The sequence below is a fragment of the Pseudomonas sp. SGAir0191 genome, assembly GCF_002812565.2.
GTDB classification, from domain to species: Bacteria; Pseudomonadota; Gammaproteobacteria; order Pseudomonadales; family Pseudomonadaceae; genus Aquipseudomonas; species Aquipseudomonas parafulva_B.
Map to the genome: position 1 here is coordinate 774,663 of NZ_CP025035.2, position 23,991 is coordinate 798,653.

The window sequence follows — 23,991 nt, forward strand, 5'->3', positions numbered from 1 at the left end:
TCATGGTGGTCTACCCAAAATCGTTGCCCATGCCGCTGCGCGAGGGCTACGGCTTCACCCCCGTCAGCCCGATTCGCAGATCCAACAAGGTCAGCGGGCGATCTGTGCAGCGGCGGCTTTACAAGAGCGTTCCAACAGTCGCCGCGGTGCGCTGGATATTCAGCGATGCGCAGGCGCTGGCGTTCGAGGCCTGGTTCGATGAGCAGCTCGTGTCTGGTAGCCAATGGTTTGAGTGTCCGCTGAAGGTCCCGGGCGGCATTGGCGTTTACAAGGCCCGGTTTGTGGACATCTACGAAGGCCCCACCTTGGTGGGTCAGAGCAACTGGTCATTCTCGGCCAGCCTTGAGCTGTGGGAGCGCCCGATTATCAAAGGTCCTTGGGCCAACTACCCAGACATTATCGCCGGCTCTCCGATCGTGGACCTGGCTATCAACCGGGAGTGGCCTGAGGCCCAGTAGTACCCATCCTTTCAGCTATCCGGCAAAGCCGGAGCCCACGAGCATGCCCGCCCAGTGCGGGCTTTTTTGTGCCCGGAGTAAACATGGCTTACAACACCAACAACCCACTGGGTTCCAGCGATCCGCGCGACCTGTTCGATAACTCGACGAACCTTGATCAGGGGATGAACAGCACCGAGGAAACCTTCCTCGACAGGTTCGGGCGCCCGCGCAACACCTATCAGGCCTTCCACAACCTGGTCATCAATGCCAAGAACGAGGTTGGCCCAACCGTAGCTGCGGCGAAATCTGCGGTGAATGCTGCACGCGACGAAGGCATCCAGGACATTGGTGAGTCAGTTGATGCAGTAGACGCGGCGGAGGCCGAAGCAAAGGCCGATATGCTCGCAACGGCAGCAGCGCTGGGCGACGACCTCAACAACAAGCGGTACGCGACAGATGAGGCCATGCGAGCCGACCCACAGACGCGGGACGGCGTTGTTGCTGTGGTCGATGCCGATCCCATCCCTGCATTGAATGGCTGGTCTTCCTGGAACAACACGACCAAGACCTGGGTTCGATTCGCTAATCAGCCAGCCATGAGCGCAGTGGTAGAGGATCTCAGGAAGCAAGTCAGTATTAAAAAGCGGCCGCGCGGGCAGGTAAGCGGCAATACCCCATTGATTGCTGGCGCAGCAGGAGCGCAAATGCTTTTTGGTGCTCACAAAAAGGTTCCGCGCGGTCCTTCGAAGACCAAGGGAACCGTCCCAGTACTTGGCAGAACCCCCATTCCAACACTGCGCTCATTGGTGCGCCCACGCAGTCGGGCCTATCCCGACCCAGTTGTCCTGGTGTCTGGCGATTCTGTAATGCTCAAAACTGGCGGTGTCGATGCACCAGATGACCCGCTCATCACGTATGACGGCAAACAGATCGAGTTGCAGGGCCAAAAGCCTGCGCCAAAGCGATATGCCGCGATCAGCGGTGGGCAGGTATGGTCGTATGGGCCAGATGGTGCGAAGCAGGTAACCAACACTGGTGAGTGGTTCTCTGCGCAATGTACCGATTTCGACATCATCCGGGCCCTGAAGGTAACGGCTGGGGGCTTAGTTCCGTACACCATTACCCAGGACGGCAGGGTGGTTCGCGACGGCAAGGTGATGATTCACAAGCTCTCCACTGGGCAGAGCCTCGCCCTGGGATCTCGCGGCATCATCCCTGACCCAAACGGCGAGTACGTGATCAACGGCATCCGCGGGAACCTGTTCTCCCCTTGGACGCCGCCTGGCTACACCGACAAGCTATGGACGCTCGCTGGCGGTCCCAGGCCAACAGCATGGGAAGGAACAACGGCGTTCGAGCCTGTTCGCGAATACGTTTCCGGTGTTCTGGGCGAAACCCCGGCAACGTCCTTCATGCTGGCTACGCGTAAGTGGCATGAGCGCACGACCTCTGTTGCGCCGCAAATGCTGTACAGCGTCTCCGCGCTGGGTGGCACGGCCTACGCCGGCATCAAAAAGGGTACCGCCACGTACACCAATGCCATATCGCAGGTGACCACCGCCAAAGCAATTGCCGAGAGCATGGGGCTGGACTACGTGGTGCCAAGCATCTCGATCGTTCACGGGGAAAGCCAAAGCAACACCACACAGGCCCAGTACGTGGCCATGATGGCAGAGTGGGTCAGTGACTACCGGGGCGACATCGTTGCGATCACCGGCCAAGCTGTGCCTCCAGTGGCTTTCATTTCGCAGATGCTGACGGGCGACCCTGGCACCATCCCGCAGATCCCGTTGGCCCAGCTGCAGTCGCACAACGAGAACCCGAACATCATTATGGTCGGGCCGAAATATGCCTATCCGTACTGGGACACCTACCACATGCAAGCCCCAGGCTACATCAAGATGGGCGAACTTGAGGCCAGGGCCGAGCGCCTGACCCAGGTCAGTGGCAAATGGCAGCCGCTCAAGGTCATGTCGGCCGCTGTATCGGGTTCGAAGATCACGCTGCGCCTGAACAATCTGCCGGATGGCAATGCTGGTACGAGCGGGCCAATCGGGAAGCTGGCCATCGACACCGCTATTGTCAGCGATCCTGGCAACTACGGTTTCCAGCTGTCCGCTGGAACCATCAGCACCGTAGCAGTCGGGGCAGACGGCGTTTCTATCGTGATCACCACAACTGCGGCCATTGCCGCTGGCACAACTCTGACTTACGCCCTTCAGTCCACGCTGAACTCCCCGCAGAACGGTAACGGACGCCGCGGGTGTATCCGTGATACCGACCTGCGCGATTTCTCTCGCTACGACATGACGCCTCTCTACAACTGGCTCTGCGCTTTCTCGATCAATTTGGAGATCTGAATCTATGCCTCGCTCTATCCTGACTTTCCCCGGCTCGGCTTCGGTGCCGGGACTGCCAAAACTCGACGTGTCCGAGGCAGAGATCAACGTCGCCAACATTGCAGGGCTGAGGCACTGGCCTGGGCTCTTTGAATGGGATGTGACCACCGGTGCAGTGCTTGATCGGGTAACTGACGGCGTGATCCCTAGCTACGGCGTTTCGCAGCCGGGAGCGAATTTCGTGACGATGGCGAACGGCAAGAAGGGTTACAAAGTCAGCGCCTTGGCCAACGCACTCAACATGCCGCTGGAGACAGCGGGCTCGTTCACGGTTGGTTGCGTCTGCGGGATTGACCTCAGTTTTGGCAGTGTTTCCGAATCGGAATTGAATACATCCGTCCCAGCTCCTTGGGGCGTCTACTCAGACTTGACGCCTACAGGGCAAACGAGCTGGGTGTTTGGCTCGATCAGTATCGCATCCTCGGTCTCAGGAGCCTGGCCGATCAAACTGGCCGCAGACAAACTTACCGCAGTGGTTGTCATCTTCGACCGAGGGGCTGGCAAGCTGAGCATTCGGTACAACGGCGTTGAAATGTACTCCAGCACCGTCGCAGCCATCAAAACCGTCAGCCTCCATAAAGAGCTGATGCTAGGTGGCATGCGCACCGCCGGCACGGGCAGGGCTATCTCGACTCGTCCAATGTCCACCAATGCTTTCGCAGCATTCGAGGCGGCACTAAAAGGCGAAGACCTCATCGCCTTTGAAGCGATGCTCTTGGAAGCCGCTGCTGCGGCCTAAAGCCCAAACAACGATACGGCCCGCCTAGTGCGGGCTTTTTTTCGCCTGGAGAAAAGTATGTCCACACCTCGCGGCATCCGCAATCGCAACCCCGGCAATATTGACTACAACCCCCGCAACGACTGGCAAGGCCAGATCGGCAAGGAGCCGGGCGGCCGCTTCGCCATCTTCGACACGCCAGAAAACGGCATCCGCGCCCTGGGCAAGCTGTTGATCAACTACCGGGGCAAGGACGGTATGCCCGGCGTGGGCGGGAAGGGCATCGACACCGTGCTCGAGACCATCAACCGCTGGGCGCCCAGCAATGAGAACGATACCCAGGCGTACGCCTCTGCGGTGGCCAAGCGAATCGGCGTGCGGACCACGGACGTGATCAACATTAAAGACCCCGCTGTTCTGCGCGGGATGGTGGTCAGCATCATCATCCATGAGAACGGCAGCAACCCGTACACGCCGGCGATCATCGACGAAGGTGTGCGGCGGGCCCTGGCATGAACGCCGTGCTTGCGGTATTGAAGGCCATACCGCTCTGGCTGTTGCTGGCCTTGGCCGCCGCCGGCGTTATCTGGTGGCAACACGGCCAGATCCAAGATGCCCGCGCCAACGCTGCTGACTTGGCGCAGCAGGTAGGACAGTGCCAGCAGGCCCGAGATAACCTGGTCGCCCTGGCCAACGAGCAGGGCAAGGCACTGGGTGACCTGCAGCTGGCCGCCCAGCAGCGCAAGGTCGCCGCCGAGAAGGCGGTAGCCGACGCCCGCGCCAGTGCCGAGCCCGACTACCAAGCAGCCAATCGACTTCAGCAGGAACGGACCGGTGGGGACCAGTGTGTGGCTGCCACCTTGATAATCGACAAGGAGCTTGGCTTATGACCATTGCAAGCCAATCCCTGCGAGGGGTGGGTGTGCTCGCAGGCTTTCTTCTGCTTGTGGGCTGTGCAGGCCAGGCCGAGCCGGAGATTCGAACCGTGCGCGTCGAGGTGCCAGTGCAGGTGCCGTGCCGCGCGCCGGAGGTGGCCGTGCCGACCTGGGCCGCTGCCAGCCTGCGCAGGACCGATAGCCTTGAGGTGAAGGTGAGAGCTCTGCTGGCGGAGCGCCGCCAGAGAATCGGATTTGAAAAAGAATTGGTGGCTGCAGCCGGCGTATGCCGCTGACCGCATGGCCGATCGCGCTGCAATTCTCCCCGATACCTACGATGCTGGGTCTACCAACAGCATTGGCAAGTTATAAGCTATGAGAGGCGCATGAGCCAGGTTGCGGCTCAGATCTGCTAGCGAGATATGATAGATGAGCTAGAATCGATCTATCTGTTTGGCCATAGTTAACACAATTCGGGGGCAGGGATGATTATCTTTCATTTTGAGGTTCCGGGTAGTTGGCTGAATTTCCATGATATCGAAACCTCCAGAGAGCTGAGGGCGGTGTTTGATCATCTGGTTTCAAGTTTTATCTCGGCAAACGCAGCGTTAAACTTATTCAACGAGTCTTGCGATAAGCATGAGGATGAAAGCGATGACCCTATGGCTTTATGGTCCCAGGGTCATTCACGTAAATTAGAATTGCGGGGCTCTTTGTTCGAAAGTCTAGGTGAAGAGACTCCCCTGAACTCTTCAGAGTATAGCTTTCAGGTGGATAAAGCCTACAAGTTGGAAATGTGGAAGGAAGGTCGCGGTTCCAAAAGTTTGGAAAAAAGCGCCTTGATTATTTTTGCTAGAGCTTTTGTATACGCTCTCGACGAGTTTGATAGAGGGCTTGAGGCTTTTACTAAAATTCCCAATGCTCCATCGGCGGCAAGTGAGTTATCAGGAAAGATGAAAGGGCTTTTCCCAGATTTACGGGAAGTTAGGAATTCTGCTCATCACATGGAAGATAGAGTGCGGGGGAAAAGGAACGGTGGGCGTGAATTGGTACCTCAAGCTATTGACAACAATATTGCCAGATCCAGTTCAGGTTTGATTATAGGGGTTTCCATTAACGGAACAAAATACGGGACCACTATGGCTAATGGGCATTACGGTGAGGTCGATATATCAGCTGCTTCTATGAGCAAGCTTTTACAAATGATGCAGGATGTGATTGCTTGCTTCAATTGGACGGGTCGTAAGCAACATTTTCCAAAGGATTGACAGGGGGCATGCGACCCAAATTCTCTCCGCCCCCCGCTCGCACAAGCTGAGGATAGAGCTGTAGATTTGACGAAAGCCTATGTCCGGTTCCGAATAGCGGGTCAGGCCTGCGAGGAGCCCTATAATGCCTGACCAACTAAGGGTATCCCCTATGGACAAGGATGAATTTGCCGCTGCCGTTGAGGCAGGCGAACCGCTGATTGAGCAGTCGATGGAGGCTCTCAAACGGTACTGGGAAGCTAGGGATTATGGCGCGCCCCCCGAGGAGTTAGAGCGCCTGCGACTCCATTCCGAGTCATTGGCCCAGGCGGTTTCTGACTACCAACTTCGTGTCGTTGCGAAGGCCAGGGGCAAAATCCTTCCACCCCTGCACTAGATGGACTTTCCAGCAAGACCCGCTGTATAGCGGCGCCTATTTTTTAAGTTTAAGTGTGATTCGATGAGAACTGAGTTTTTGCTTCTGGCTCAATACGATGGCTTGGTAGTGATACCGCTAGCTAGGGTGTGCGCTGACTATTTTCCTCATCTGAGCCCGGAAAAGCTGAAACAGAAGATCGCCCGCGGCGAGATCCGCTTGCCGCTAATCGCCATGGAGAACAGCCAGAAGTCGTTTCGAGGCGTGCATCTGTCTGACCTCGCAGCATACATTGATGCTCGCCGTAAAGAAGCTCAGAAAGGAATGTGAAGCGAAGCTCGGTAGCTATGATGTAGAGAAGAATCCGAGGTAGCTATCTTCTGTCACAGTCGGTCTTTCTGCTAGTGTGCGTTCTCTACAAGAGATGACATCCACGCTGAAATACTGGACTCTAGCCATGCAACGGAGTTAGGGCCCAGCCGAATTTGCTTCGGAAACGTGCCCTCACGCATTCGCCGGTAGATGGTGTTCCTTCCCAATCCCGTCACGGCGATCACCTCGTTAATTCGCATGAATCGGTCAGTCGTGGCTGAAATCATACGTGTCTCCAGATCCTGATTTCCTACCTAACTTTGACAAGCGTTGGAGGTGTTTTCCGCTTCCGCCCAGGCCTCGATTGCTCGCCACCACTTTTTTCCCAATCTGTGAGAAATGCTCGGACAGACTCAAGGCGCCAGCAGATTCGTTGGCCTTGCTTGAAATGTGGAGGTAGCCACGGCGCTTTAATTTGCATGGCGCTTCGTATTGCGGATTCGGAGCGGCCGAATAGCCTGGCCAGTTCCGGGATGTGGAGAATTTCAGGCTCCATAGTCGGGAATCTCGCTGAGGTCTGCTGAGTAGCACGAGCTACGCCCAGTTTGCTGCGAGAGCCAGCAGCCTGCAAGGTCTCTTGCAATTGCCATCAGGCATCGACAGTCCGCTACCGGGGTGGCGGCCGCCATCCTGCGCAGGACCGACAGCCTAGAAATGAAGGTGGGAGTTGCTTACTGAGCGCCGGCAGCGGATTGGCTACGAGAAGGAGCTGGAGGCGGCGGTTTTCGCTTGCCGATAACCTCACCTCAAAAAGAACAAAATTGAGGTTAGAATCCGCTTTAGGAAGAATGACGTGATCCGCCTACATTCGAGGGCGGAAAAATTAGCATGCCCCTGGATCGGCAAAAGCGCTTGAGCGAAGTCGAATAGCCGGCTCGGCCTGTGAGGCGACCTATAATGGTCTGACCAAGTAGCTGGGGCGGTCGCAGTGAGCCAGAACGATCCAGTCATGCCGGACCATCCAATATACCTGCAGGCCGCTGAAGCGTTTCGGGAGTACCTCGAGGCCAAGGAGTGTGGCGACCCTCCAGAAAAGGTAGAGCGCTTGCGCCTGATCTGCGAGGCTCAGTTCCAGGCTGCGACCGACTATCGATTTCATGTGGATGGCGTGCATGTCATCAAAAGGCATTAATCATTTGACTGGCAGACATTGTCGATCCGAATTGTAGCGGTGCAGAGACGCTATGCACCGCATAGTTGATCAAATTTCATCTCTGGGCTGTTCCTGATAAACCTCAGTGTTGGATTTTGCTGGGAGGGGTCGGTGAAGTTTATCTGTTAGATAGTACATGCCGAGTAAGCTGGTGATGAGAATGTTAAAGGTGCAGAATAAATAGACAGTAAGAACCGACCAGCGCAAAGCCAAGATAGCATTCTGCGATAAATGTCCAAGCAGAGCAGGCGCAGATAACGTTATGATCGTACCGGCTATGTACAGGGCAATGGAGCCAAATGCTAGGTACCCAAACAAGAAACATAAGAAGCGACGGCGAGATAATCTTTCTGGCACTCCGCGTTCAAGCGTAGGTGGATCGCCGAGCATTTCATCGTCCATACCTTCACGATTGAATGTCGCAATGGCAGCAAGAGCGGTTATGAAGAATCCACTCAATAACTGTAGATAGCTGGTGATAGAAGCGATTAGGCCTGGCGTTCCATATACTGAAAATTTGTCGCCAGCCAACAGGACTGCTGCCAATGTGAGCAGTGTCATAAGGAGAGGGAGCCCACACTCCTCGAATAGCTTGCCTTGACGCCGCACCCATAGATATGAAAGCGGTACAAAAATTCGCTTAAATGTGTGAATCATCTTCAAACCTCATAGAAGTTTTTTGATTTCTTTCAAAAGAGTAGCATCAATTGAGCTGGTGCACTGACTCAAATCGTGCTTGACCTGTACTTGCTCTACCTTCCCAAAACACAGATCGCCTGCGTCCTCGCGAAGACTGGAAAAGTTTACTGTTTTCTGCTTTCCGTTAGCTCTTTTGAAAACTACTTTCACATCATCAAATCGATGAATTTTACCATAGTTTTTTACTTTGTTGATAAAGCTTACAGCCTGTTCCCCGTGAGGTTTGTCTTTGGTTTTTACCTTTACGGTGTTTACGATCTTGCCAGTTTCTGTTAGTTCGTCGAGAACTTTGATCGGGACTTCCCTTGTCAGCTCTATGTGGTTAAGGGTTCCAGATTCAAGATCATCTCTCAGGCTTTTGCTCGCAAATGCCTCGAGCGACACGGTGGGGTATGTACTTATAACTTTGCTGGTTCCAGCTTCTTTGTATGTTCCTGATAGAAGCGCTCTGAGGAAGTGCTTCAAGAATCTCTCGATTTTCGTTTTACCGATTCCAGGCACGTCCTCTAGCAAAAGCTTGAACTCGCTACCGCCTGGTTTAGTAGGTTCTAGCGATAGCAGTGAGTGAGCGGAAATCGCTATGCCTTCCCCGTTTAGCTTGGTCTCTTGACGGAGCTTTCCTGAGGACAAATCGCTGAAAACCGGATCCGCGACGTTCTTGTCTGCATACTGGAACAAAATAGCGGCGAGTTTTTTTTCAGTGTTCACCCGCATGTCGGCCACACGGATGCATGCTGTGTCACCGTCAAGCATCAAGTAGAGCTCACCCTTTTGGAATTTTCGCCTTAACGCCAGAACGCATTGCTCAATGTCCGGTTTAGGCCCGGTCAGCGGGACGGGAGCCAGAGACAAACCATAGAAAATGACGTACCGGCTGTTCAGTTCAAGCATTGCGCAACCCACCACTCCATTTGCGTTTCATTCGGCGCTGCTGGGTAGGCTTTCCGTGAACGTAGTGGCGCTTCCATGCATCGCCCCTCTAAGGGCTCAAGGCTGTCATTAAGCTGGCATATCCCAGCCAAAACAGCCCTTTCAGGCACAAAAAAGGCACCAACGCGATGCGTTAAGTGCCTGATTTGTAAGGATTATTTGGTGGAGCCGGGGGGATTTGAACCCCCGTCCGCCAGTACTCCGCTGTCGGTACTACATGCTTAGCCGTGTCTACTGAGTTAATCCGCAGCCGCCCGACGGGCAGGGTGCTTTGGACGAGTTGGGTAAGTTTTAGTCGCTTTGCCCCCAACGTGCTACACGACGATCCTGTTCTGTATGACAATCACTTCGGGTTTACAGGCATCCCCTGGTGATTGCTGGAGCCGAAGCTACCAGGAGAGCGGGCTCAGCTGCTTACGCAGCGAGAGCGTAGCCCTCGTAGGTTTCGTCATTGGCAACTATAGAAAGTTGCAACAGTGGATTTACGAGTTCTGTTACCAACTCGGCATGCACCTAGAGTTTCGCTACCGGCGTCGAATCCTAATCGGCCCCACACTAGCTCTAAGCTAACGCACCTTACGGCACGTGAACCGGAGTATACGGCATTGCGCGGGCGGCGTCGACAGCTGAGCGCTCACCCGCGCGATGCATCAGGCGCCGCCGCTGCTCGAGCCGCTGCCTTTGTTGGTTTTGTCCAAACGTTCAACGACTTTGCTGGTGATTTCGATGCATTTCTTGGTATCGCCGGAAGCCTGGGCTTGCTTGGCTTCGTCCACTTTGTTCTGGACGGCGGTGTCCAGGCCTTCGGAGGTGGCACCGGCGGTGGCCATGCTGTCGTTGATTTTCTGAAGGTTCAGGGCGCACAGGTCGTCGGCAGCGAAGGCCGGCGAAGCGAGCAGGGTAGCGGCCGCGAACAGGGCCGAAAGCGCGGTACCTTTCATGGGAGTCTCCTCTGTGGCCTCTGGTAGGTGGGCCTGTAAAGGTGGACTGTGCCGTTTGGCCGACAGTTCCGTTGTGATGGTGGCGGGATGGCATGAGGGTTTGTGGCGGGATGTTGCTGGGGTGTGGGGAGGGGGCGTGGGGAGGGGTATGACTTATTGGCGGGAGAAGGGGGCCGCTTTGCGGCCCATCGCGGCGCGAGGCCGCTCCCACAGGGAGAGGGGCCTCGTCGGGGGTTAGGCTACTGGGCAGGCGGTTGGGCGGGTGCCGTCTACGACTTCGTTGTAGGGGGCTTGGTCGCGGTCGCGCAGGCCGTAGTCGCGGATCACCGAGGTGACGCGCACGCGGTAGTCGTCGAAGATTTTGTCGCGGCCGGCGCGTTGGGCGGAGAGGTGGGCGGTGACGTTGCGCCACTGCACCACGGCTTCTTCGTCGCGCCAGGTGGTCACCGACATCACTTTCTTGGGGTTGAGGGTGCTCTGGAAGCATTCCACCGAGATGAACCCTTCCATGGGCTTGAGCAGGGGGGTGAGCTTGTTGACTAGGTCTACGTAGGTCTCGCCCTGGCCGGGCAGTGCTTGCAACTCGAACAATACGACGATCATGGGTAGTGCCTCATCCTTGATGACTTTGTTGTTTTCATGCGGTGCTGGTGCAGCGGGTTACTTCAGGTTGGCAAGCCAGGCGCGCATCACGCGGGCGGCGGCCTGGGTCAGGCGCTGGCCGAGTTCGGCGGCGGCCGAGCGCAGGGCGATGGGGTCCAGGCCGGTCTGGCCGACTTCGTTGGCGTGGCCTACCAGCCACTGCTCGATGCGGGCGGGGTCGGCTTCCAGGTGGCATTGCAGGCCCAGGATGCGGTTGTCCACGGCAAACGCCTGGTGCGCGCAGATGTCGGTCTTGGCCAGCAGCACAGCGCCCTCTGGGATGTCGAACTGGTCGCCGTGCCAGTGCAGCACGGGCACGTCGCCCAGTTCGGCGAGCGGCGATTGCTGGCCTTCGGCGGTGAGGGTAAGGGGCGAGAAGCCGATTTCCTTGACGCCCATGGGGTAGACCTTGGCGTTCATGGCGCGGGCGATCAGTTGTGCGCCCAGGCAGATGCCCAGCATGGGCTTGCCCGACTCGACGCGTTGGCGCACCAGCTCAAGTTCGGCCTTGAGGAAGGGGTAGGGCTTTTCGTCGTAGGCGCCGATGGGGCCGCCCAGCACGATCAGCAGGTCGGCCTGCATCACCTGTTCGGGGTGAAGGGTTTCGACGGTGGGGTCGATGTAGGTCAGGGTATAGCCGGCTTCGTTCAGGACGGGGGCCAGGGTGCCGACGTCTTCGAAGTGGATATGGCGCAGTGCGATGGCTGTCTTCATGTGCAAACCCGATGATGAAAGAAGTAAGGGCGCGGTTTACGCCGTGGGGTTGAGGTCGACCTTGATCGTACCGGCCTTGGGGAAGGTGCAGCAGGCCAGGGCGTGGCCGTCGCGCTTGTCCTGGTCGGTCAGGCAGAAGTCGGGTTCGACGCTGTACTCGCCTTCCGACACTTTCAGTCGGCAGTGGCCGCAGATGCCGGCGCGGCACAGGCTGCGCACTTCGATGCCGCTGGTTTCCAGCATCTCCAGCAGGCTCTTGCCCGCGGCGGGCTCCAGCACCTGATCGTTGTGCTGAAGGTGCAGGCGCAGGGGGCTTTCGGCCTGGGCATCGTCTGGCGTGACCGGGGCAGAGGCGGCTGGCGGGGTGAAGGATTCGATCAGCAGGGGGCAGGCGGGGAACAGCGCCAGCAGGTGCTCGCGCATGCCTTGGGCGAAGCCGTGGCTGCCACAAATCACCACGCTGTCCGGGTTGCCCAGCGCTTGCAGGTCCTGGGCTTGCGGGCGGCCGGCCTTGAAGTGGCCTTTGCCGTGCACCGTTTCGCGGGTGACGAACACCTGCAGGTCGAACCAGGGGCAGCTCAGTTCCAGTTGCAGCAGTTCGTGCAGGAACGGGATGTCGGCAATGGACGGCACGCACAGCAGCAGGCTGACCTGCGGCACGCTCAGGCCGCGCTGGGCGCGCTCGTGCAGCCCGCGCAGCAGGGCGATGGGCAGGGTGATGCCGATGCCGCCGGCCAGCAGGCCGACGTGGCGGCAGGCCTGGACCGAGGCCAGGGTGATGTCACCTGCGGCGAACTGCACGTCGAAACGCGAGCCGGGTTGGCAGGTGGCGTGCAGCTGGTCCGAGACCCCGCCGCGGCCTTCGCGCTTGATCGCCAGCTCGAACTGGTCGTTGCCGAGCCTGCGGGTGATGGAGTACAGCCGCTGCTGGCGGGCGCCGGACAGGTCCGTTGCCTGCAACGCCACGTGCCGGCCGGGCACCAGGTCTGCCAGAAAGGCGCTGGAGGCGTTGAGCATGCGCAGGCCCAATACCTTGATCTGCGCGGTCTCGCTGCTGACGTGCTCGCACACGGCTTCGAAGCTTGTCGGGGTACTCATGCGCTAGCCCTCTCGTGCAGTTGTTCGACGGCCTGTTCGGCGCTCTCCAGGCCATTGCCGGCCAGGCCGATGCGGTTGACCAGGGCTTCGAGGGAGTCGGTGTAGACGCTGATCTCGTTGTTGTCGCCCACGTCGTGCAGGATCTCGTTGCCGTTGGGCAAGCCCAGCATGTCGAACACCCGCGCCCAGGCGCCCATTTCGTTGTTGGCGAACATCTGCACGGTGCGCAGGATGATCGAGCGCAGGTACAGGCGTTCCTTGCGGGTCAGGCCGTTGACGATGTCGGTGGCGACGAAGCTGAACACGCTGGAGTGGCTCCACTCGTCCATGGCGTGGGTGCGGGTGACTTCGTGGCAGACCGACTGGATGGTGCTGTCTTCGGCCATGGTCTTGAGATAGTCGGTGATCAGTGTTTCGCTGGCGCAGGCGATGCCGAAGCGGGTCAGGCGGCGTTCCCATTCGGCGGTGCAGTTGGCCAGCAGCGCTTCGCGCCAGGTCACCAGGTTGAAGGCGCTGAAGTCCAGGGGGGTAAGTTGGCGCATGTCATAGATGTAATTGCAGGCCATGATCGACATACGGGTATGCAGGGCTTCATCAAGCAGGGCTTGTGACATCACATCTTGCAGCAGTGCGCGGTTATGGCTTTGCGGCGGAGTCTTGATAATGTCTTCACACGCCGGCACTACCACATTGCATTCAATATAAATGGTCTTGAGGTTATAGATGCCCCAGGCGTAGGACATGCACTTGGACTGCACGTCCTTGGGGGCTTCAAGCCAGGCCTGGTGGTTGCGAAACGGCAGCAGCGAATGGCTGAAGTCGTTCTTGTTGGCATCGAACGCCAGGCCCCAGTAATCGGGCTGTGGCTGGTTTACAGCAGCGCGGGTTTTCCACAGGGTTGAAAGTTTGGCCAGCATGCCTTTAACTGCATCATCGGTACCGCTATGGTTAACATCCATGTTAAAACTCCAGGCTATCGGTTGTAGTTGTTTAGTTTGATTACGCCGGCTTGGTTGCACGCACAGGTGCGGGCGGCGCCCTTCAAGTTTGCGGTACAAATGTTTCGTTATTATTGCTTCAGGTCATTTAAATGAAAGTTGCAGGGAAGTGACTTTGCGCTGCCGCGCCATTACCCATTCCTGCAACAGTGTCAGGGCCACGGTCAGGCCCATGAAAGCGGCGCTGGCCCAGAAAATCGCGTTGGGGTGGCCCTGGTCCAGCAACCAGCCGAACCCGACCGGCCCGATGGCACCGCCGATGTTGAACCCCGTGGACACGATGCCGAAGGTCTTGCCTTCGGCCCCTTTGGTAGCGGCGGCCCGTACCAGCATGTCCCGTGACGGGGCGATCACGCCGGTCAAAAAGCCTGCCACGCCCAGCACGGCGAGCAAGAGCGGCTCGCTCAGGCCTGCCGTGGCCACCAGCAGCATCAGCACGCACGCCACCGCAAAAGCACTGGCCGCCACCACTCCGTGACGCTGGGTGCGGTCGGCCAGTGCACCGCCTGCCAGCACACCGAATGCGCTGGCGAACAGGAAGGCAGTCAACGCCGAGTTGGCCCAGTACAGCGCCACGCCCTGGCCTTGCATCAGGGCCGCGACAGAAAACTTTTCGATGGCCCCGGTGCTCAGGTTCAGCAGCACGAACAGCAGGGTCAGGCTGATGATCATGGGCGAGAGCAGCGCCACGCGTTGTGCCTGCACGGGCTTGGGTGCCGGGGCGGGCGGCGTGTCACTGACCTGGGCCAGTGCCGAGCCGGGTATCAGGAGCAGGGCCAGTGCTGCAAAGCCCACCAGCGCTGCGGTCGCAAAGGCCATGGCCGGGCCGCTGGCCACCGCTACCCCCAGCAGCAACACTGGGGCCACCGCTGCGCCCAGAAAACCTGCAAAGGTGTGCACCGAAAACGCCTTGCCGATGTGCGCAGGGTTGATGTGCCGCGACAGCAGGGCGTAGTCGGCAGGGTGGTAGACGGCATTGGCCACCCCCGCCAGTGCCATGCCCACCAGCAGGCAGGTGTAGCCGGGCAGCAGGGCAATCAACAGGAAACTGCAACTGCCCAAGGCCAGGGCCATCAGCAGCAGGCGCCTGGCGCCATGGCGATCGACGGCAAACCCCATGGGGGCCTGCACCAGCGCGGTGACGATGTTGAACACGCTGAGGGCCAGGCCCAGCGCTACATAATCCACGTTCAAAAAAGCAGGCAGCAGCGGAAAGAGCGCCGCCAGCACCATGATGTGCAGGTGGCTGACAAAATGTGCTGCGGCGACTTGCGGCAACAGGCCGATACGTATCGTCATGGTGAAACCTGTAGGGGCATGAGCTGAGTCGGCGCAGAGCTTAATGAGGCTATGGTCTTGTCGGGTAGTCCAGTTAATGGCATTAGGCCAGACCACTTTGACCCAGCTTTCGCGCGTTCTGGCATGCCCAGGGCAGACGCCTGCTTGCCGGGCCAGGACAGGTGGTCTGCAACAGCGCGGTCAACCGGTACGGTCGCAGGCGCCGCAGGCCGCTAGGGTAGTGCGGTTATTGCCGGCGTTCAGACAAGGAGTACACATGCCGCATTTCGCTTATAAAGAGGGCCACGCGCTGCCGGGCATCAGTGCCGCTGCGCTGCCGCAGGTGGACAGCGAGGTGTGGACCGCCATCGATGCCGAGCGGCTGCGACAGGTGCAGTCCATCGAGCTGATCGCCGCCGAGAACGTGGTCAGCCGCGCCGTGCTCGAAGCGCAAGGGTCGGTGCTGACCAACAAGTATGCCGAGGGGTATCCGGGACGGCGCTATTACGCCAGCTGCGCCAATGTGGATGTGGTCGAGGACTTGGCCACCGAGCGGGCCCGGCTGCTGTTCGACTGCAGCTACGCCAACGTGCAACCCCACTCTGGCAACCAGGCCAACCAGGCGGTGTTCCTGGCGCTGCTGGAGCCGGAGGACAAGATTCTCGGCCTGGACCTGAAGTCGGGCGGGCACCTGTCCCACGGCGCGGCGTTCAACGTGTCCGGGCGCTGGTTCCAGGCGGTCAGCTACGGTGTGCACCCGCTGACGCACCTGGTCGACATGGACCAGGTGGCGCACATCGCCCGCCGTGAGCGGCCACGGCTGATCATCGCTGGGGCGTCGGCGTACTCACGCGCGCTGGATTTCGCCCGCTTCCGCGCCATTGCCGACGAGGTGGGGGCGTACCTGATGGCCGACATCGCCCACGTCGCCGGGCTGGTTGCAGGCGGCGCCTATCCCTCGCCAGTGCCCCATGCCCACGTCACCACGCTGAGCACCCACGCGACCCTGCGCGGCCCGCGCGGAGGGATGATCCTGTGCAACGACCAGACCCTGGCGCGCAGGATCAACGCGGCGGTGTTCCCCGGCCTGCAAGGCGCTGCGCTGATGCACACCGTCGCGGCCAAGGCCGTGGCCCTGGGCGAGGCGCTGCAACCGGGCTTTGGCCCCTACGCCCATGCGGTAGTGGCCAATGCCCGAGCCTTGTGCGGGCGGTTGGCCGAAGGCGGCTTGCTGGTGGTCTCGGGCGGCACGGACTGCCACCTGGGGGTGATCGACCTGCGGCCCTGGGGCCTGGCCGGTAACGCTGCCGAGGGCGCGCTGGAGGCGGTCGGCATCACCGTAAACCGTAACGTCGTGCCCGGTGACGAGGTCAAGTCCAGCGTCACCTCGGGCATTCGCCTGGGCAGCGCGGCCTGCACCTCCCGGGGCATGGGCGAGGATGAGTTCCGCGAGATAGGGGACATGATCCTGGCCATGCTCGGGGGTGTGCGCAGCGGTGCCATGGACAGCCGCACCGAGCGCTCGATCCGCGAGGGCATCTTCGACCTGACCCGGCGTTTCAAGCTGCCTTACTGAACCCGGCGCTCAAAGCTTGAGGGCGTTGGCCAGGCGCAGCATGGCCGCTTCGATCTCGTAGGCCGTGAGCGAGGAATACCCCAGCAGCCAGCCATGGCTCTGTGGCTCGCCCAGGTACAGGCTGCTCAGGCCCGACAGCTGCACGCCGGCTGTGGCCGCCTGGCGGATGGTCTTTTCTTCGGACCAGCCTGGCTTGAGCAGGCAGGGGATCTGCAAGCCACCTGGCGGCAGATGGGCGGTGACCACTGAGCTCAGGTACTTGGCGATGGCATCGTGCATCACCGCCCGGCGCCCGGCGTACAACTTGCGCATGGCGCGCACGTGGGCGTTGTAGTGTCCGTCCTCCATGAAGCGCGCCAGGGTCAACTGCAAGACCTGCGGGGTGTGGCCATCCATCATGCTGCGGGCATAGGCGAAGGGCTTGACCAGTTCGGGCGGCAGCACGATGTAGCCCATGCGCAGGCCAGGGTAGAGGGTCTTGCTGAATGTGCCGATGTACAGGGTGCGCTGGTACCGGTCCAGGCCCTGCACGCAGGCGGTGGGCTGGCCGTCGTAGTGAAACTCGCTGTCGTAGTCGTCCTCGATGATCCACTTGGCTTTTTGTGCGGCCCAGTTGATCAGCTCCAGCCGGCGCTCCAGGGGCAGGGTCGCGCCCGTGGGGTACTGGTGCGAGGGGGTGACGTACACGCAGTTGGCGCCGCTGCGGTCGGCGAACAGCAGGTCGGTGCGGATGCCCCGTTCGTCCACGTCGATGGGCAACACCTTGGTTTCGGCGATGGCGAACGCCTTGCGGGCGCCGTAGTAGCCGGGGTTTTCCAGCAGGATGGGTTTGCCGGCATCTACCAGCAATTGCGCGCACAGGTACAACGCCTGGCGCGTACTGCTGAGCACCAGCACCTGGTCGGGTGTGCACGTGGCCCCGCGTTCGAGGTTCAGGTAGGTGGCGATGGCCTTGCGCAGGGGTTCGGCGCCTTGTGGGTCACCGTGCAGCAGGACGCTGGCGCGGTAGTCCTTGACCACCTGGCGTTGCAGCCGCTCCCAGACGTCGGTGGGGAAGCTACGGGTTTCCGGCAGGCCGGTGGCGAAGGCCTTGATCACTTGCTGGTCACGCACGCCACCGGTCTCGAAGATCATGCGCCCGCGTTGGCTGAGCTCGGCGCCGGGGGCGACCACGCTGCGCCGCACCTCTTGCGTGCGTTGTCGGCGTGGCCCGGCCCCGCGCAATTCGGCGCCCACCGTGTCGCACACGTAGCTGCCCGCGCCGCCGCGGCGCACGATGAAACCGTCCCGGTGCAGCTGCACGTAGGCGTTTTCGACGGTATCGCGGGCACAACCCAGGGACTTGGACAGCACACGGGTGGAGGGCAGTTTCAGGCTCGGGCCCAAGGCGCCATCCAGGATCAACGCACGCAAGGCGCGCTGAATGCGCTGGTGCAGGTCCAGCAGCTGAAATTCGGCGTCGTTGAGCCGAATCTTCAGGGTGTCCAGCGCGAAGGTCTTCGCCATGTGGTCTGCTCTCCATCCATGAACTGGCTGGTAAGGGCAGGCCAGTTTATCCGTAGACTCCGGCCTTCGCCAGCCAGGCCAGGCCTGGTATTCACCGCGTCGGCGCGTTCACGCACAGGAGCCCACCCCCCATGGCACGGTCACACAATTTCAGCGCAGGCCCCACCGCAGTCCCCCTGGAAGTGCTCAACCAGGCGTACGACGAGTTCCACGATTTTGCCGGCACGGGTATGTCCATCATGGAGATGAGCCACCGCTCGCCCATCTTCCGCGCCATTGCCGAGCAGACCGAGGCCGACCTGCGCGAGCTGCTGGAGGTGCCGGCGCACTACCGGGTGCTGTTCGTGCAGGGCGGCGCTTCGTTGCAGTTCGCCCAGGTGCCCATGAACCTGGCCGGTGACAACGGCAGCGTGGACTACCTGCACACCGGGTTGTGGTCGGGCAAGGCGATCGAGGCGGCGCGCCAGTATTGCGAGGTACGTGTGGTCGCCAGTGCCCAGGGCACCGGTTTTGACCGGGTGCCGGCGGTCGAGGGCTGGCAACTGAACCCGACGGCTGCCTATCTGCACTACACCGAGAACGAGACCGTGCACGGCGTGCAGTTCGCCGAACCGCCCGCCAGCGAGGCGCCGCTGGTGTGCGATGCCTGTTCGAGTCTGCTGTCCAAGCCCATCGACATCGCCCGCCATGGCCTGGTGTATGCCGCCGCCCAGAAGAACATGGGCGTGGCCGGGCTGACGGTGGTCATCATGGACCCGGCGCTGCTGGACCGCTGCCACGGGTTCACCCCGGACATCCTCAACTACGCGTGTATCAGCGATGCCCAGTCGATGCTCAACACGCCCGCCACCTTCCCCTGGTACCTGACCGGCCTGACGTTGCAATGGATCAAGCGCAGTGGGGGCTTGCAGGTGCTGCACCAGCGCAACCAGACCAAGGCCAGCCTGTTGTACGAAACCCTCGACGGCAGCGACGGCTTCTACCGCAACCCGGTGCAGCCGGCCTACCGCTCGATCAACAACGTGCCGTTCCGACTGGCCGATCAAGCCCTTGAAGCGGCTTTCCTGCGCGAGGCCGAGGCGGCCGGGCTGCATGGCCTGAAGGGCCACGCCAGCGTCGGCGGTATCCGCGCCAGCCTGTACAACGCCATCTCCGTCGAAGCGGTGGCCGCCCTTTGCGAATTCATGGGGGCGTTCGCCCGCAGGTACGGTTGAGTGCACTGAAAGTGGTCTGGTCTGCCTAGGCGAAGCGTCGGGGTAAAACCAGCCAATCTGCGGCTATAAATGACTGCCTACCGCAGCCGGATACAGCGTCTAGCAAGGAGCCAAGACCTATGTCATCTACTCGTACCCCCTCGCCCCTGCGCTTGCAGGACCTGCTGCACCCGGTGGTGGCCGGGCTCATTTCGGTGATCGTCAACTATGGCGGCACCTTCATCCTGGTGTTCCAGGCTGCCAAGGTCGCAGGGCTCAGCCCCGAGCTGACCGCCTCCTGGGTGTGGTCGGTGTCCATCGGCGTGGGCGTGACCGGGCTGCTGCTCAGCTGGGTCAGCCGCGAGCCGATCATCACCGCCTGGTCCACGCCGGCGGCGGCGTTCCTGATCGTGGCCCTGGCCACCACGCCCTACGCCGAGGCGGTGGGGGCGTACATGGTGTCAGCGGTGGCCTTCGTGCTGCTGGGCGTGTCGGGCTACTTCGAAAAAGCCGTGCGCCTGATTCCGCCCGGGGTGGCCGCAGGCCTGCTGGGCGGCATCCTGTTGCAGTTCGGTATCGGCGCCTTCGCCAGCATGAGCGTCGACCCGCTGCTGGTCGGGCTGCTGATCGGGGCGTACATCGTGTTCAAGCGCCTGAGCGCCCGCTATGCGGTGGTCGGCATCCTGGTACTGGGGCTGGTCTACCTGGTGATGCAGGGGCGGGTCGATTTCGCTGGGCTGTCCCTGGAATTCGCCACGCCAGTGTTCACCCGCCCCGAGTTCTCGCTCAACGCACTGCTGAGCGTGGCGCTGCCGCTGTTCCTGATCACCCTGACCGGCCAGTACATGCCCGGCATGCTGGTGTTGCGCAACGACGGGTTCCGCACCAGTGCCAACCCGATCCTCGGCATCACCGGGCTGGGCTCGCTGCTGATGGCGCCGTTCGGCTCCCACGCCTTCAACATCGCCGCCATCACTGCCGCCATCTGCACCGGCAAGGAAGCGTCCGAAGACCCATCCAAGCGCTGGGTGGCGGGTGTGGCCGCCGGCATCTTCTACATCCTGGTGGGCATCTTCGGGGTGACCCTGGCGGCGGTGTTCATGGCCTTCCCGGCCACCTTCATCACCACCCTGGCGGGGCTGGCCCTGCTGGGCACCATCGGCGGCAGCCTGGCCAATGCCATGCTCGATGCAAAAGCGCGCGAGGCGTCGTTGATCACCTTCCTGGCCTGTGCGGCCAATATCACCCTGCTGGGTATCGGCGGTGCGTTCTGGGGGCTGGTGATCGGCCTTGTGGCCTACGCCGTGCTCAACGGTCGCCTGCCTCGCCGGGCCAAGGCCGTTCAGGCAGAACCGGCAGCAGTGCCCACCAAAGGAGCGACGAATTGATGAGCGAGTACGCCGAAGACCTCACCACCCTGCATGCGCGCCACGGCCGCTACCCGCAGGCCAACACCGTCGAGGATTTTCGCCGCAACCTGGCCGCCGTGCATGAGCGCATCGCCCGGGCATGCGAGCGGGTCGGGCGAGACCCGGCCGAAGTGCGCCTGCTGCCGGTCAGCAAGACCTTCGACGAAGCGCACCTGCGCCTTGCCTATGCCGCCGGTTGCCGCCTGCTGGGCGAGAACAAAGTGCAGGAGGCCCAGCGCAAGTGGGAAGCCATGGCCGACCTGCACGACTTGCAGTGGTCGGTGATCGGCCACCTGCAGACCAACAAGGCCAAGCAGGTGGCACGCTTTGCCAGTGAGTTCCAGGCGCTGGACAGCCTGCGGGTCGCCGAGGTGCTGGACCGCCGCCTGCGCATTGAGGGGCGGCAGATGGATGTGTTCGTCCAGGTCAACACCTCGGGTGAGGCCAGCAAGTACGGGCTGGTGCCTGATGACGTGGCGGCATTTGTGCAAGCGCTGCCAGCGTTCCCGGCGCTGCGTGTGCGCGGCCTGATGACCCTGGCGCTGTTTTCGGCCGACGCCGCGCGGGTACGCCCGTGCTTCGTGTTGCTGCGCGAGTTGCGCGACCGGCTGCGCGCCAGTGTGCCTGAGGGGGTGTCGTTGCAGGAGCTGTCGATGGGCATGTCGGGTGATTTCGAAGTGGCCATCGAGGAGGGCGCCACGGTGGTGCGCGTCGGCCAGGCGATCTTCGGCGCCCGCGCCATGCCCGATGCCTACTACTGGCCCACGGCCGATGCCGCGCCGCACCAGGACGCCACCCCGTCGCTGGCTACCAGCCACTGACCCCCTCTGTACAGGAAACCTGCAATGTCTGCTGCTCCCACTTACCTCATGCACACTTCAGCCCGCCAACCGGTTGCGTTCAGCCGGGGCCAGGGCGCCCTGTTGTGGGATTCGCACGGGGTCGAGTACCTCGACGCCATCGCCGGGGTGGCCGTGACCAGCCTGGGGCACGCCAACCCCGAGATCGCCTCGGCCCTGGCCGAACAGGCCGACGTGCTGCTGCACACCACCAACATGTTTCGTATCCCGTGGCAGGAACAGCTTGGCGAGCGCCTGTGCCGGCTCTCGGGCATGGAGCGGGCGTTCTTCTGCAACTCCGGCGCCGAGGCCAACGAGGCCGCGCTAAAGCTGGCGCGCTTGCACGCCACGGCCCGGAACGTCGCCCAACCCCAGGTGCTGGTGATGGAAAACAGTTTCCATGGGCGCACCTTGGCAACCCTGGCCGCCACCGGCAACCCGGCCGTTCACCGCGGCTTCGAGCCACTGATGCCAGGCTTCATCCGCGTGCCCTACGATGACATCGAGGCCGTGCGCCAGGTCGCGGCCAACTCGCCCAACGTGGTGGCCGTGCTGGTCGAGCCCGTGCAGGGCGAGGGCGGTGTGCACCCGGCGTCGGCGGGCTATCTGCAAGCGCTGCGCCAGCTGTGCGACGCGCACCAGTGGCTGATGATGATCGACGAGGTGCAGACCGGCATGGGCCGTACCGGCACCTGGTTCGGCTTCCAGCACGCCGGCATCGAGCCCGACGTCATCACCCTGGCCAAGGCCTTGGGCAATGGCTTCCCCATCGGCGCGTGCCTGGCCCGTGGCAAGGCCGCCGAGCTGTTCTCCCCTGGCCACCATGCCTCCACCTTCGGCGGCAACCCGCTGGCATGCCGCGTGGGCTGCACGGTGGTGGACATCATGCAGCGCGATCACCTGCCGCAGCGGGCTGCGGTGCTGGGCCAGCGTTTGCTGGCGGCCCTGCAACTGGCGCTGGCCGGGCACCCTGAGGTGGTGTCGGTGCGCGGCCTGGGCCTGATGGTCGGCATCGAGCTCAACCGCCCCTGCGCCGAACTGGTGGACCGGGCCCGGGACGAGCAACACCTGCTGATCACCGTCACCCGAGGTACCACCGTGCGCCTGCTGCCGCCACTGATCTGCTCCGAGGCGCAGATCGACGACATCGCTTCACGCGTGACCCGCTTGCTGTCATCCCAAGCCTGACTCAGAACAAGGACGCTTAATACATGTACGACTCGACGCTCACCCTCAACGCCTTCGATCCAGAGCTGCACGCCTCGATTCGCAACGAAGTGAATCGCCAGGAAGACCACATCGAGCTGATCGCCTCGGAGAACTATGCCAGCCCGTTGGTGATGCAGATCCAGAGCACGGTGCTCACCAACAAGTACGCCGAAGGCTATCCCGGCAAGCGCTACTACAGTGGCTGCGAATACGTGGACGTGGCCGAAAGCCTGGCCATCGAGCGGGTCAAGGCCCTGTTCAACTGCGACTACGCCAACGTGCAGCCCCACGCCGGCGCCCAGGCCAACGCGGCGGTGTTCTTGGCGCTGATCCAGCCAGGCGATACCGTGATGGGCATGAACCTGGCCCAGGGCGGTCACCTGACCCACGGCAACCCGGCCAACTTCTCGGGCCGCCACTACAAGATCGTGCCCTACGGCCTGGACCCTGCAACGGGCTTTCTGGACTATGACGAGATGGAGCGCATCGCGCTGGAAACCCGCCCGAAGATGCTCATCGGTGGTTTCTCGGCCTACTCGCGCTACAAGGACTGGGCACGCATGCGCAGCATCGCCGACAAGGTCGGGGCCATCTTCTGGGTGGACATGGCCCACGTGGCCGGGCTGGTTGCCGCTGGCGAATACCCGGACCCGCTGCCCCACGCCCATGTGGTCACCAGCACCACCCACAAGACCCTGCGCGGCCCGCGCGGCGGCCTGATTCTGTCCAAGGGGCAGGACGAGAGTTTCTACAAGAAGCTCGATTCGGCGGTGTTCCCGGGTGTCCAGGGCGGCCCACTGATGCACCAGATCGCGGCCAAGGCCGTGGCCTTCAAGGAAGCGCTGTCGCCGGCATTTCGCAGCTACCAGACCCAGGTGGTGACCAATGCCCGGGCCATGGCCAAGGTGTTGCAGGCGCGCGGGTACAAGATCGTGTCGGACGGGACCGACAACCACATGATGCTGATCGACCTGTCGGCCAAGCCCTACACCGGCAAGGAAGCCGATGCGGCCTTGAGCAGCGCCTATATCACGGCCAACAAGAACTCGGTGCCTAACGATCCGCGTTCGCCGTTCGTGACCTCGGGGCTGCGCATCGGTACGCCGGCAGTGACCACCCGCGGGTTCGATGTCGAGGCGTGCGAGCAGGTGGCGGGCTGGTTGTGCGATGTGCTCGATGCCCTGGAAACCGGGCGCAGTGACGAGGTGGGGCACCATGTGCGTGAGCAGGTGGTTGCGCTGTGCCGTCGTTATCCGGTTTATGGCTGAGAGGGTCGGGACCTGGCACCGGAGGTGTCGGGGTTTTTGATGCAGGTTTTATAACCTGTGTGGAAGGGCTGCCTGGCAGCCCTTTCTTGTTGCTGAGTTTGCTGTGCCGTT

At 61.3% G+C, this 23,991-nt stretch carries 26 protein-coding genes and 1 other RNA gene; 16 read left to right on the plus strand and 11 right to left on the minus strand.

Annotated elements, in window-relative coordinates:
* The first annotated feature begins 2 nt into the window (after positions 1-2).
* From CWR53_RS03455 to CWR53_RS03495, 9 genes are all read left to right on the plus strand, one after another.
* Entirely contained in the window at positions 3-458 is a 456-nt protein-coding gene (locus tag CWR53_RS03455; protein ID WP_100850835.1) for a hypothetical protein, read from the plus strand.
* Positions 459-541: 83 nt separating this feature from the next.
* Positions 542-2,800 (plus strand): hypothetical protein, encoded by a 2,259-nt coding sequence (locus CWR53_RS03460; RefSeq protein ID WP_100850836.1) that lies wholly within the window; start codon positions 542-544, stop codon positions 2,798-2,800.
* 4 nt (positions 2,801-2,804) lie between these two features.
* Positions 2,805-3,578: a hypothetical protein gene (locus tag CWR53_RS03465; protein ID WP_100850837.1), complete on the plus strand. Its 774-nt coding sequence runs from the start codon at positions 2,805-2,807 to the stop codon at positions 3,576-3,578.
* Between the two features lie 57 nt (positions 3,579-3,635).
* Positions 3,636-4,073 (plus strand): structural protein P5, encoded by a 438-nt coding sequence (locus tag CWR53_RS03470; RefSeq protein ID WP_100850838.1) that lies wholly within the window; start codon positions 3,636-3,638, stop codon positions 4,071-4,073.
* Positions 4,070-4,447 carry a hypothetical protein gene (locus tag CWR53_RS03475; RefSeq protein WP_100850839.1) on the plus strand — a complete coding sequence of 126 codons (378 nt, stop codon included), beginning with the start codon at positions 4,070-4,072 and terminating at the stop codon, positions 4,445-4,447. Before CWR53_RS03470 ends, CWR53_RS03475 begins: the two co-directional genes overlap by 4 nt.
* Positions 4,444-4,728 (plus strand): hypothetical protein, encoded by a 285-nt coding sequence (locus tag CWR53_RS03480; protein ID WP_258313203.1) that lies wholly within the window; start codon positions 4,444-4,446, stop codon positions 4,726-4,728. Before CWR53_RS03475 ends, CWR53_RS03480 begins: the two co-directional genes overlap by 4 nt.
* A gap of 189 nt (positions 4,729-4,917) precedes the next feature.
* Entirely contained in the window at positions 4,918-5,700 is a 783-nt protein-coding gene (locus tag CWR53_RS03485; protein ID WP_100850840.1) for a hypothetical protein, read from the plus strand.
* A 151-nt stretch (positions 5,701-5,851) separates the two neighbouring features.
* Positions 5,852-6,076, plus strand: a complete 225-nt coding sequence (locus tag CWR53_RS03490) for a hypothetical protein (protein ID WP_100852580.1) — start codon at positions 5,852-5,854, stop codon at positions 6,074-6,076.
* Between the two features lie 63 nt (positions 6,077-6,139).
* Positions 6,140-6,385 (plus strand): pyocin activator PrtN family protein, encoded by a 246-nt coding sequence (locus CWR53_RS03495; protein ID WP_100850841.1) that lies wholly within the window; start codon positions 6,140-6,142, stop codon positions 6,383-6,385.
* Positions 6,386-6,456: 71 nt separating this feature from the next.
* Here CWR53_RS03495 and CWR53_RS03500 read toward each other — a convergent pair whose 3' ends face one another.
* Positions 6,457-6,654, minus strand: coding sequence for an AlpA family transcriptional regulator (locus tag CWR53_RS03500; protein ID WP_100850842.1), 198 nt, complete (start codon positions 6,652-6,654; stop codon positions 6,457-6,459).
* Between the two features lie 722 nt (positions 6,655-7,376).
* Here CWR53_RS03500 and CWR53_RS03510 point away from each other — a divergent pair.
* Complete coding sequence (locus tag CWR53_RS03510) at positions 7,377-7,559, plus strand: hypothetical protein (protein WP_100850844.1); 183 nt, start codon at positions 7,377-7,379, stop codon at positions 7,557-7,559.
* Between the two features lie 69 nt (positions 7,560-7,628).
* Here the strand turns inward: CWR53_RS03510 and CWR53_RS03515 are convergent, their stop codons facing one another.
* The 9 genes from CWR53_RS03515 to CWR53_RS03555 all read right to left on the minus strand — a co-directional run bounded on the left by CWR53_RS03515 (position 7,629) and on the right by CWR53_RS03555 (position 14,901).
* Positions 7,629-8,237, minus strand: a complete 609-nt coding sequence (locus CWR53_RS03515; RefSeq protein ID WP_100850845.1) for a hypothetical protein — start codon at positions 8,235-8,237, stop codon at positions 7,629-7,631.
* A gap of 9 nt (positions 8,238-8,246) precedes the next feature.
* The gene (locus tag CWR53_RS03520) at positions 8,247-9,170 is read right to left on the minus strand and encodes a hypothetical protein (RefSeq protein WP_100850846.1); all 924 of its coding nucleotides are present in this window, start codon (positions 9,168-9,170) and stop codon (positions 8,247-8,249) included.
* Positions 9,171-9,369: 199 nt separating this feature from the next.
* Positions 9,370-9,761, minus strand: a transfer-messenger RNA (tmRNA) gene (ssrA, locus tag CWR53_RS03525).
* 98 nt (positions 9,762-9,859) lie between these two features.
* On the minus strand, positions 9,860-10,150 hold the full coding sequence (locus tag CWR53_RS03530; RefSeq protein ID WP_058605955.1) for a hypothetical protein: 291 nt from the start codon (positions 10,148-10,150) through the stop codon (positions 9,860-9,862).
* Positions 10,151-10,384: 234 nt separating this feature from the next.
* Positions 10,385-10,753 carry an antibiotic biosynthesis monooxygenase gene (locus CWR53_RS03535; protein WP_027915438.1) on the minus strand — a complete coding sequence of 123 codons (369 nt, stop codon included), beginning with the start codon at positions 10,751-10,753 and terminating at the stop codon, positions 10,385-10,387.
* Between the two features lie 57 nt (positions 10,754-10,810).
* Positions 10,811-11,506, minus strand: a complete 696-nt coding sequence (locus tag CWR53_RS03540) for a glutamine amidotransferase (protein WP_100850847.1) — start codon at positions 11,504-11,506, stop codon at positions 10,811-10,813.
* Positions 11,507-11,542: 36 nt separating this feature from the next.
* Entirely contained in the window at positions 11,543-12,604 is a 1,062-nt protein-coding gene (locus CWR53_RS03545) for an iron-sulfur cluster-binding domain-containing protein (RefSeq protein ID WP_100850848.1), read from the minus strand.
* Positions 12,601-13,563 (minus strand): diiron oxygenase, encoded by a 963-nt coding sequence (locus CWR53_RS03550; protein WP_100850849.1) that lies wholly within the window; start codon positions 13,561-13,563, stop codon positions 12,601-12,603. The genes CWR53_RS03545 and CWR53_RS03550 overlap by 4 nt, the downstream gene beginning before the upstream one ends.
* Before the next feature lie 123 nt (positions 13,564-13,686).
* On the minus strand, positions 13,687-14,901 hold the full coding sequence (locus CWR53_RS03555; RefSeq protein WP_100850850.1) for an MFS transporter: 1,215 nt from the start codon (positions 14,899-14,901) through the stop codon (positions 13,687-13,689).
* 256 nt (positions 14,902-15,157) lie between these two features.
* On the opposite strand from CWR53_RS03555, the gene CWR53_RS03560 reads away from it, so the two are divergent.
* The gene (locus CWR53_RS03560) at positions 15,158-16,456 is read left to right on the plus strand and encodes a serine hydroxymethyltransferase (protein ID WP_058604779.1); all 1,299 of its coding nucleotides are present in this window, start codon (positions 15,158-15,160) and stop codon (positions 16,454-16,456) included.
* A 9-nt stretch (positions 16,457-16,465) separates the two neighbouring features.
* On the opposite strand, the gene CWR53_RS03565 is transcribed toward CWR53_RS03560, so the two are convergent.
* Positions 16,466-17,962 (minus strand): PLP-dependent aminotransferase family protein, encoded by a 1,497-nt coding sequence (locus CWR53_RS03565; protein ID WP_058604778.1) that lies wholly within the window; start codon positions 17,960-17,962, stop codon positions 16,466-16,468.
* Between the two features lie 131 nt (positions 17,963-18,093).
* On the opposite strand from CWR53_RS03565, the gene serC reads away from it, so the two are divergent.
* The 5 genes from serC to glyA all read left to right on the plus strand — a co-directional run bounded on the left by serC (position 18,094) and on the right by glyA (position 23,880).
* Entirely contained in the window at positions 18,094-19,176 is a 1,083-nt protein-coding gene (gene serC, locus CWR53_RS03570) for a 3-phosphoserine/phosphohydroxythreonine transaminase (RefSeq protein WP_058604777.1), read from the plus strand.
* A gap of 119 nt (positions 19,177-19,295) precedes the next feature.
* Positions 19,296-20,543, plus strand: coding sequence for a benzoate/H(+) symporter BenE family transporter (locus tag CWR53_RS03575; protein WP_058604776.1), 1,248 nt, complete (start codon positions 19,296-19,298; stop codon positions 20,541-20,543).
* Positions 20,543-21,385: a YggS family pyridoxal phosphate-dependent enzyme gene (locus CWR53_RS03580; RefSeq protein WP_058604775.1), complete on the plus strand. Its 843-nt coding sequence runs from the start codon at positions 20,543-20,545 to the stop codon at positions 21,383-21,385. Before CWR53_RS03575 ends, CWR53_RS03580 begins: the two co-directional genes overlap by 1 nt.
* A gap of 24 nt (positions 21,386-21,409) precedes the next feature.
* Positions 21,410-22,591: an aspartate aminotransferase family protein gene (locus CWR53_RS03585; protein ID WP_058604774.1), complete on the plus strand. Its 1,182-nt coding sequence runs from the start codon at positions 21,410-21,412 to the stop codon at positions 22,589-22,591.
* Positions 22,592-22,614: 23 nt separating this feature from the next.
* Positions 22,615-23,880, plus strand: a complete 1,266-nt coding sequence (gene glyA, locus CWR53_RS03590; protein ID WP_058604773.1) for a serine hydroxymethyltransferase — start codon at positions 22,615-22,617, stop codon at positions 23,878-23,880.
* The last annotated feature ends 111 nt before the right edge of the window (positions 23,881-23,991 follow it).